The 8,770-nt window shown below is 60.8% G+C and carries 9 protein-coding genes; 2 read left to right on the top strand and 7 right to left on the bottom strand.

Translation table 11 applies throughout. The annotated features are described in order from the left end of the window. Positions 1–26: 26 nt before the first annotated feature. On the bottom strand, positions 27–920 hold the full coding sequence (locus tag DYL59_RS30970) for an AraC family transcriptional regulator (RefSeq protein ID WP_135292588.1): 894 nt from the start codon (positions 918–920) through the stop codon (positions 27–29). A 181-nt stretch (positions 921–1,101) separates the two neighbouring features. Between DYL59_RS30970 and DYL59_RS30965 the strand changes: the two genes are divergently transcribed. Next, entirely contained in the window at positions 1,102–2,154 is a 1,053-nt protein-coding gene (locus DYL59_RS30965) for an NAD(P)-dependent alcohol dehydrogenase (RefSeq protein WP_135292587.1), read from the top strand. On the opposite strand, the gene DYL59_RS30960 is transcribed toward DYL59_RS30965, so the two are convergent. The 6 genes from DYL59_RS30960 to DYL59_RS30935 form a co-directional block, all read right to left on the bottom strand. Next, positions 2,155–2,958: an IclR family transcriptional regulator gene (locus DYL59_RS30960; protein WP_135292586.1), complete on the bottom strand. Its 804-nt coding sequence runs from the start codon at positions 2,956–2,958 to the stop codon at positions 2,155–2,157. It lies immediately after the preceding gene. Positions 2,959–3,144: 186 nt separating this feature from the next. Beyond that, positions 3,145–4,110, bottom strand: a complete 966-nt coding sequence (gene araH / locus DYL59_RS30955) for an L-arabinose ABC transporter permease AraH (RefSeq protein ID WP_135292585.1) — start codon at positions 4,108–4,110, stop codon at positions 3,145–3,147. Between the two features lie 18 nt (positions 4,111–4,128). Beyond that, positions 4,129–5,628 carry an L-arabinose ABC transporter ATP-binding protein AraG gene (gene araG, locus DYL59_RS30950; protein WP_135292584.1) on the bottom strand — a complete coding sequence of 500 codons (1,500 nt, stop codon included), beginning with the start codon at positions 5,626–5,628 and terminating at the stop codon, positions 4,129–4,131. After that, the gene (locus DYL59_RS30945; protein ID WP_135292583.1) at positions 5,625–6,605 is read right to left on the bottom strand and encodes a substrate-binding domain-containing protein; all 981 of its coding nucleotides are present in this window, start codon (positions 6,603–6,605) and stop codon (positions 5,625–5,627) included. Before DYL59_RS30945 ends, araG begins: the two co-directional genes overlap by 4 nt. Before the next feature lie 31 nt (positions 6,606–6,636). Then, positions 6,637–7,458: an SDR family oxidoreductase gene (locus DYL59_RS30940; protein WP_135292582.1), complete on the bottom strand. Its 822-nt coding sequence runs from the start codon at positions 7,456–7,458 to the stop codon at positions 6,637–6,639. 238 nt (positions 7,459–7,696) lie between these two features. After that, the gene (locus DYL59_RS30935) at positions 7,697–8,176 is read right to left on the bottom strand and encodes a GNAT family N-acetyltransferase (protein ID WP_010208407.1); all 480 of its coding nucleotides are present in this window, start codon (positions 8,174–8,176) and stop codon (positions 7,697–7,699) included. Between the two features lie 170 nt (positions 8,177–8,346). Between DYL59_RS30935 and DYL59_RS30930 the strand changes: the two genes are divergently transcribed. Further along, positions 8,347–8,673 carry a hypothetical protein gene (locus DYL59_RS30930; protein ID WP_135292581.1) on the top strand — a complete coding sequence of 109 codons (327 nt, stop codon included), beginning with the start codon at positions 8,347–8,349 and terminating at the stop codon, positions 8,671–8,673. Positions 8,674–8,770: the final 97 nt, after the last annotated feature.

Below are 8,770 nucleotides of genomic sequence, written 5' to 3'. Positions count from 1 at the left end.
TTTTTGATTCCATCGTGTCAGTGAAATTATGCCGCCCGTTCTTCGCCGGGGTTGCGCTCGAAGTAGCGCTTATATTCTCGGCTGAACTGCGACGTACTCTGATACCCCACACTGTGCGCCGCCTGCGCCACACCTACGCCCTCAACCAGCAGCAATTGCTGCGCCTTCAACAACCGCAACCGCTTCAGATACTGCACCGGCGACAACAAGGTGCAGCGTTTGAAATGCTCATGAAAGGTCGACGCACTCATGTGCGCATACCCGGCCAGGGTTTCGATATTCAGCGGTTCGGCGTAATGGGCATGCAGGTGATTCAACGATGTGGCAATCCGCGAAAACTGCCCCTGCTGTTCCACCAACGCACGCAATACATCCGCCTGCGGCCCGCGCAGTGCGCAGAACAATAATTCGCGCACCCGCGCCGGGCCCATGATCCGGCTCTCCAGTGGATCGTGCAGGCACTGCAACAGCCGCTCCACGCAGCCGCGCATGGCGTCATCGAGCACCACCGAACTCATCGACTCCAGCGTCTGCGCCGTGGGCGGCGGCCCGGCTTGAATGCCCATGGCCATCACCAACTCCCCCAGCACCACGCGATCGATGCCCACCGTCACCCCGTACAACGGCGCATTCGGCGCCATGGCAAAGGTCTCGCATTCGAACGGCACCGGCATCGCCTGGATCAGGTAGTGCCCGGCCCCATACTCCAGCGTGCGCGGGCCCAGGTAGGCCAGCTTGCTGCCTTGGGCTACGAACATCAGGCTCGGTTCGTAGATCTGCGGCCCGCGTGCCACGTCGCAACTGGCGCGCAATACCTTCACCCCAGGCAGATGGGTGGGCGAGAAACCGTCACAGGGCGTAAGCCCTTCAATCAAGGACACCAGCGTGGCGTTGGCGTCCAAATGGCGGGTCAACAACATGGCAAAAAACTTCGCGAAAAAGGGATGAGAACATCATCGCAGGTCTGAGGGCACATAAATCCAAACACGGGGCACCTCCGGACGAATAGGCATGAGACTCGGAGCAATCGCCATGGCCGCATCAGGGCTCGGCGCGGAGAATGCGCCGCCTCTCTTGTTATTGTTTTTGCGAGGTTCCGCCATGTACACCGCCATCGGTTACGCCGCCCAGTCGGCCACCACTCCCCTCGCCCCCATGTCCTTCCAGCGTCGTAGCCCGCGTGTCGATGACGTGGCCATCGAGATTCTGTACTGCGGCGTGTGCCACTCCGATATCCACCAGGCGCGCAACGAATGGGGCATCGCCGTGTACCCGCTGATGCCGGGCCACGAGATTGTCGGCAAGGTCACCGCCGTCGGCGCCAACGTCACCGCGCATAAAGTCGGTGACCTGGTGGGTGTGGGTTGCATGGTGGACTCGTGCCGCCACTGCGACGCATGCAAATCGGACCTTGAGCAATACTGCCTCGAAGGCCCGACCATGACCTACGCCACCCCGGACCGCATTGACGGCACCAACACCATGGGCGGCTACTCCGACAGCATCGTGGTCAGCGAGCACTTCGTGGTGAAGATCCCGGCCACGCTCGACCTGGCCAGCGCCGCGCCGATCCTGTGTGCCGGCGTGACCATGTACTCGCCGATCAAGCACTACGGCATCAAGGCCGGCGACAAGGTTGGCGTGTTGGGCATGGGCGGCCTGGGCCATATGGGCATCAAGCTGGCCAAGGCGATTGGCGCTGAAGTGACCCTGTTCACCCGCTCCGCGAGCAAGGCCGAGGAAGGCCGTCGCCAAGGTGCCGACCATGTGATCGTGTCCACCGACGCCGAGCAGATGAAAGCCGCCGCCGGGCATTTCGACTTCCTGCTGGACACCATTCCGGTGCAGCACGACCTTAACCCCTACCTCGACGTGCTGCGCTTTGACGGCGTGCACATCCTGGTGGGCCTGATCGAGCCGGTAGACCCGCCGGTGAACGCCGCCAAGCTGATCATGGGCCGCAAGGTGCTGGCCGGTTCGCTGATCGGTGGCATTGCCGAAACCCAGGAAGTCCTGGATTTCTGCGCCGAGCACGGCATCAGCTGCGACATCGAAATGCTCGATATCCGTAACATCAACGAAGCCTACAGCCGCATGATCGCCGGCGACGTGAAGTACCGTTTTGTCATCGACATGGCGACTCTCAAGGTCTGATCAGACCTTAGCGCCCAACTCCGCTGACAGCCGCGCTGCGACCTGTTTGATCACAGGGATCAGCTCGGCCATTTTTTCCAGCGGCATGTAGGGCACGGTACTGGCGATGCTGATGCCGGCGACGATTCGCCGGCTGGCATCGCGCACCGGTGCCGCCACGCAGCGGATCGACGGTTCGTTGTCTTCCAGGTCGAACGCAAAGCCCCCCACCACATATTCGTGCATGCGCTGCTCGAACTGCGCCCAGGACTGCTCCGGGTGCTGCGGCCACTGCTGGCTTTTGCCTGCGACCGGCTGGCTCACTTCGTACAAGCGCTGCCACTCCTGCACCGAGTCATCCAACAGCAACGCCTTGCCGATGCCAGTACGCGCCAGCGGCATACGATGGCCGACCCGCGAGCGCATCTCTGGGCCGTTGCGGCCGGGGTTCTTGTGCAGGTAGAGCACATCGTCGTATTCGCGAATGGCCAGGTGGATGGTATCGCCGGTCAGCGCCGAGAGTTCATCCAGATAAGGCACCGCCAGCGTGACCAGCGGCAATTCTTCCCGCGCCTGGAAACCCAGCTCGATCAACTTGGGCCCCAGCAGGTAACCAACCTGCGGCACCACGCGCAGGTAACGCTCGTCCACCAGGCAACTGGCCAGGCGGTGGGTGGTGCTGCGGGTGGTGCCGATGCGCTTGGCGATCTCTTTCAGATCCCGCGCGCCGGCCGCCACCGCTTGCACCACGCCCAGGCCACGGAGCAGGGTCTGGGTGCCGGTGGGGGCGGATTCTTTGGCGGGGGATTGGGCGTTTTCCTGCATGTCGGGCCTATGTGGTGGTACGAAAACTGGCGGCATTATGGCAAATGCTGAACCTGAGCACAGTGGAGATCAAAATGTGGGAGCGGGCTTGCTCGCGAATGCGGTGTGTCAGTCAGCACATCTATTTCTGATACACCGTATTCGCGCGCAAGCCCCCTCCCACATTTGGTCCTCACATGGCATGGCTTAGCGTTGTTTCATGCGGTCGATGATCACCGCCAACAACAGAATCGAACCCCGAATCACATACTGGTAAAAGGTATCGATGTTCTTCAGGTTCATCGCATTCTCAATAATCGCCAAAATCAACACCCCGGCAATCACATGCCGAATCATGCCGATCCCACCGCTCAACGACACCCCGCCCAACACACACGCAGAGATCACCGTCAGTTCAAACCCCTGCCCGATCATCGGCTGGCCCGAGGTCATGCGCGATGCGAGGATCACCCCGGCCAACGCGCCCACCAAACCGTGCACGGCAAAGATGATGATCTTGGTGCGATCAACGTTCACCCCCGCCAGCAACGCCGCTTCCTGGTTGCCGCCAATGGCCATGGTGTTGCGCCCGTAGGTGGTGTAGTTGAGCAACCAGCCAAAAAACACAAAGCACAGCACGGTGATGATGATCGGCACCGGCACGCCCAGCAGTTGGCCGTTGCCAAATACAAAGAAGCCTTCGTCCATCACCCCTACCGCCTTGCCGTTGGAGAAGATGTAGGCCAGGCCGCGCACGATCTGCATGGTCGCCAACGTCGCGATCAACGCGTTGATACGCAGCTTGGCGATGACGATCCCATTGATCAGCCCCACCACCAAGCCCATGGCCAACGCCGCCGACACGCCGAGCGCCACGCTGTCGGTGTCGCGGATCACGATGCCCGCCACCACGCCGGCGCAGGCGATCACCGAACCCACCGACAGGTCGAAGTGCCCGGACGCCAGGCAGAACAACATGGTGCACGCCGCGATGCCCACGGTGGAAATCGCCAGGCCCAGGCCGCGCATGTTCAGCGGCGAGAGGAAGTTGTCGATAAACAACGCGCTCAGTACAAAGATGCCCAACGCGGCGAGCAGCATCACCCAGTCATCGAGGAACTTGCGCTGGTTGAAACCCGGCCAGAAGCCCTTTGCAGTTTTTACCTGTGACATGCGTACACCTCGAATTCTTCAAGCCCGCGAACGCGGGAGAGCCAGTTGCAACAGCCGCGCTTCATCCGCCTGGTCGCGGGCCAGTTCGCCGGTCAGGGCGCCTTCGCTCATGACCAGGATGCGGTCAGAGATGCCCATCACTTCCATCAGGTCGCTGGACACCACAATCACCGCGATGCCCTGGGCCGCCAGGTTGTGGATGATCTGGTAGATCTCCGACTTGGCGCCGATATCGATGCCCCGCGTCGGTTCATCCAGCAGCAGCACCTTCATCGGCATCGACAGCCAGCGGCCCAAAATCGCCTTCTGCTGGTTGCCGCCGGACAGGTACATGATTTTCTGCTCGGCGTTGGGGGTCTTGACCTTCATCGCCTTGATCTGGTGATCGGCATTGGTCTTTTCCCAGCCATCACGCAGCAGCCAGCCGAAGGCTGAATGGGCGCCGCGGGCACTGATATTGATGTTTTCGGCCACGCTGGACAGCGGGATGATGCCTTCTTTCTTGCGGTCTTCCGGGCACAGCAGCACACCGGCGGCGATGGCGTCGCGGGGTGAGCGCAGCTGCAGTTGTTCACCACACAGCTCCAGGCTGCCAGCGGTGCTGCGGGTCAGGCCACTCAACAGCCGAAACAACTCCGTGCGCCCTGCCCCCACCAGCCCGAACAGGCCGAGAATCTCGCCTTTATGCACCTGGAAACTGACCGGCTCGCGCAACCCAGCGCCGATCAGGCCATCCACCTTCAACGCCACGTCGCCCTGCTCGCGCGGGCGGTAATCGTAGATGTCCTGAATATCCCGGCCGACCATGCAGGTCACCAACTGGTCATGGGTGAGCGCGCTCATGTCGTCAAACGTGCGCACGTAGCGCCCGTCCTTGAACACCGTGACCGCATTGCAGATGCGGAACACTTCCTCCATGCGGTGAGACACGTAAAGCACCACTTTGCCCTCGTCCCGCAGGCGCGTGATGATCGCCATAAGGCGATCAATCTCACGGGCGGAAAGGCTGCTGGTGGGCTCGTCAAAGGCGATCACATGGGCGCCACGGGACAGCGCTTTGGCGATCTCCACCAATTGGCGCTGGCCCAGGGACAGGCGCCCGAGTTTTTCAGCCGGATCGATTTCATCCGCCAGGCCCTTGAGGCAAGCGAGGGCCTGCTTGCGTAACTGGCGCCGGTTCACCACGCCGAAACGCGTGGGCAAATGGCCGAGGAACAGGTTCTCGGCCACGGTCATTTCCGGCACCAGGTGCAGTTCCTGGTGGATCACCGCCACACCGCTGGCAATGCTGTCGGCGGCGTTTTTAAACGCCATGGTTTGCTCGCCAATCTGCAGCGAGCCACTGCTGGGAATGTAGGCGCCGCCAAGGATCTTGAGCAGCGTGGACTTGCCCGCGCCGTTTTCGCCCATCAGCGCGTGTACCTGATGCGGCCGCGCTTCAAAGCTGATCTGCGCCAGGGCCTTGACCCCGGGAAACTCCTTGCCGATGCCATTGAAGCGCAGGGCCGCGCCGGTCATTTCCACAGCCCGATCTTGGTCAGCTCTTCCTGGAAGTTGGCGCGGGTGATCAGCGTCACTTCGTCCATGGCGGTGTACTTGGCCGGTTCCTTGCCGGTGGTGACCCACTCATACATGGCCAACGCTGTGTTGTAGCCTTCGATATGCGGGCTTGGCAGCATCGAGCCAAAGAAGCCGCTGTCGGCCTTCTTCAATTCGCCGATGGCGTCGGTGCCATTGATGCCGATGCCGATCACGTTGGCGGCCTTGAAGCCAGCGCTTTCGGTGGCACGCACGCCGCCCAGCACGGTGTTGTCGTTCATGCCGCCAATGATCAGGTTTTTCGCACCGCTGGGCAGTTTGACCAGGGCCGAATTGGTGGCGTCCATGCTGCCCGGTACGTCGAGGGTCTTGAGGGCGGCGGTGAGGATGTGATCCTTGGGAATGCCGGCCTCTTCCAGGGATTTGATCGAGCCGTCGGTGCGCTTCTTGCCGGTGTCGAGTTCGTTGTAGGTATTGATCACGGCGTAGGTGTCTTTCCAATCCCAACCGCGTTTTTTCGCTTCGGCGGCCATGGCGGCGCCCTGCTTCTGGCCCACTTCGAAGGCGGCCATGCCCAGGTAAGGCACCTCCTCCATAAAGTTGCCCTTGGCATCGACGAAACGGTCATCCACAGCCATCACCTTCAAGCCGTTGACCTTGGCCTTGGCGACAATGGCCGGGCCCAGGGACACGTCCGGCGGGCAGATCACAAAACCCTTGGCGCCGTTGGCGGCCAGGCTGTCGATGGCCGAGAGGGTCTTCTCGCCATCCGGCACGGCAATTTTGATCACCGTGAAACCGTGCTCCTTACCGGCCTTTTCGGCGAAGGCCCATTCAGTCTGGAACCAAGGTTCTTCGGCCTGTTTGACCAAAAAGCCGATCTTCACTTCTTCGGCCGATACAACGCCGCTTAAAGCCAGGGCGAGCGCCAGGGTGCCGAGTGTCTTCTTGAACATGAACCACCTCTTTTTTGTTATTGGAAAAGATTCAGTCGTGGTACATCACAGACCGCCCGCCATCGATCATCAGGCAGGTGGCATTGATAAAGGGCGCTTCGTCAGTGGCCAGGAACAGCGCACTCATCGCCACCTCTATCGGTTGGCCGATGCGCTTGGGCGGGTGCAGGTCGAAGGCCCGCTGGCGCTCGGCGTGGGGGTCGGGGAAGCCGTTCCAGTAATCGACGTTGAGCTGGGTTTCGATATAGCCCGGTGCAATCGCATTGACGCGAATGCCCTTGGGCGCGTATTCGATGCCCAGGGCGCGGGTCAGGCCGAGCAAACCGTGCTTGGCCACCGGGTAGGGGAAGCAGCCAGGGATGATGTGGCTGGAATGGGTGGAGGCAATATTGATGATGTTGCCGATGCCCTGCGCGATCATGTGCGGCAACACTGCGCGACAACCAAACCAGGCGCCGTCCAGGTCGATGGCGAAGCAGCGGCGCCAGTCTTCATCGGTCATTTGCAGCGGGTCGCGGAACACGTTGACCCCGGCGCAATTGACCAGCACATCCACCCGGCCATAGCGCTCGATGGCCAGGTTGACCAGGGACTGCCATTGCTTTTTGGAGGTGATATCGACGGCTTGCGCGCAGATTTGCGCACCGCGTTCGCGCCAGTGGGTGGCCACGTTCTCGACTTTTTCAGCCTGGATATCGGCGATGACCAAGCGCGCCTGCTGGGCCTGGAAACACGCGACGATGGCTTCACCTATGCCTTGGGCGGCGCCGGTGATGATCACCACTTTGCCTTTGAGCCGTTCGCCATAAGTGGGTTCGGGCACCGCGGGGAGTGACAACGGTTGTGCCTGCATCGCTTCACCTGTTTTATTTTTGGTAGTGAGTGCTGATGCCGCCGACTATAAACCCATCTTTTGAAATATCTCAATATATAAATTCATATCCCACATAGTGAGAGATACGCAAAAAAATGTGGGAGGGGGCTTGCTCCCGATAACGGTTGCTCAGTCAGTACAGATGTCGACTGATACACCGCTATCGGGAGCAAGCCCCCTCCCACATTTGAACGTCAGCGCTTTCTAAAAGGTATTTTCAACCCAAGGCAAAATCCCGCAACGCATCCCCTTCCATGCGGTAGCGCACCCACTCTTCCTGGGGCTGGGCGCCGATGGATTTGTAGAAGGCAATTGCCGGTTCGTTCCAGTCCAGCACGCTCCACTCAAAACGCCCGCAGCCGTTGTCGAAGGCGATCTTGGCCAGGTGGCGCAGCAACTTCTTGCCCGCGCCGCCGCCGCGCTGTTCCGGATTGATGTACAGGTCTTCGAGGTACAGGCAATTGCTGCCCAGCCAGGTGGAGTAGCTGAAAAAGAACACCGCGAAACCAATCGGCAAGCCATCGCGCAGGCAGATCAGGCCGTGGGCGGTGGCGCCTTCGCTGAACAGGCTGCGTTCGATGTCCACCACGCTGGCGATCACTTCGTGCCGGGCTTTTTCGTACTCGGCCAGTTCAGTGATAAAAGTCAGGATTTGCGCAGCATCGCTGGGCACGGCGGGGCGAATCTCGATGGTCATGGGCGAGCCTTGGCAATTTCAAAGCCCACATACTAAGGCGCTTTGATGACCGGAGGAAATCGGCCATACAGGCACGGCAAGTCTTGACCGTTCGTCGCCATCAAGGCACGAACGCCCAGCGCACGCGGACCAATAGAGGGTAAGGACATTTCCCCTATGGAGACACTCTCATGAAGCATTCCCAGTTTGCTGCCCTCGCCCTCACCGGCCTGCTGTCTGCGGTTTCCCTGAGTAGTTTTGCCGCCGATTCGTCCACCGGCCTGACCAACCCTTCTACCGGTGAATCCCAGAAGTCCATGGGCACCGGCCTGGAAACCAACGGCGGCGCGGTCGACAACACCAACAGTGCCGACCCGCACACCCAAGGTCACGACACCGGTCGCCAGAGCCCGCCCGCGGTGGGTAACGGCAAGATGGGGCCTTCGGTGAATGAGCCGAAGATCAATAAAGGCGATGACTCGAACATCCCGGGGACGCCTAAACAGCCTGCACCTTGATACGTTGCAGCCATCACACAACACTACTAAATGTGGGAGCGGGCTTGCTCGCGAAAGCGGTGTGTCAGCCAATACATATGCAAGCTGACCCACCGCT

Origin of the sequence: Pseudomonas kairouanensis, from assembly GCF_004682055.1 — a bacterium.
GTDB classification, from domain to species: domain Bacteria; phylum Pseudomonadota; class Gammaproteobacteria; order Pseudomonadales; family Pseudomonadaceae; genus Aquipseudomonas; species Aquipseudomonas kairouanensis.
This window is presented reverse-complemented; position numbering and strand designations above follow the sequence as displayed.

Excerpts from the sequence above, each read along its gene's own strand:
- DYL59_RS30945 (WP_135292583.1), bottom strand. The coding sequence starts at position 6,605 with ATGTTCAAGAAGACACTCGGCACCCTGGCGCTCGCCCTGGCTTTAAGC.
- DYL59_RS30965 (WP_135292587.1), top strand. The coding sequence starts at position 1,102 with ATGTACACCGCCATCGGTTACGCCGCCCAGTCGGCCACCACTCCCCTC.
- araG (WP_135292584.1), bottom strand. The coding sequence starts at position 5,628 with ATGACCGGCGCGGCCCTGCGCTTCAATGGCATCGGCAAGGAGTTTCCC.
- araH (WP_135292585.1), bottom strand. The coding sequence starts at position 4,110 with ATGTCACAGGTAAAAACTGCAAAGGGCTTCTGGCCGGGTTTCAACCAG.
- DYL59_RS30930 (WP_135292581.1), top strand. The coding sequence starts at position 8,347 with ATGAAGCATTCCCAGTTTGCTGCCCTCGCCCTCACCGGCCTGCTGTCT.
- DYL59_RS30935 (WP_010208407.1), bottom strand. The coding sequence starts at position 8,176 with ATGACCATCGAGATTCGCCCCGCCGTGCCCAGCGATGCTGCGCAAATC.
- DYL59_RS30970 (WP_135292588.1), bottom strand. The coding sequence starts at position 920 with ATGTTGTTGACCCGCCATTTGGACGCCAACGCCACGCTGGTGTCCTTG.
- DYL59_RS30940 (WP_135292582.1), bottom strand. The coding sequence starts at position 7,458 with ATGCAGGCACAACCGTTGTCACTCCCCGCGGTGCCCGAACCCACTTAT.
- DYL59_RS30960 (WP_135292586.1), bottom strand. The coding sequence starts at position 2,958 with ATGCAGGAAAACGCCCAATCCCCCGCCAAAGAATCCGCCCCCACCGGC.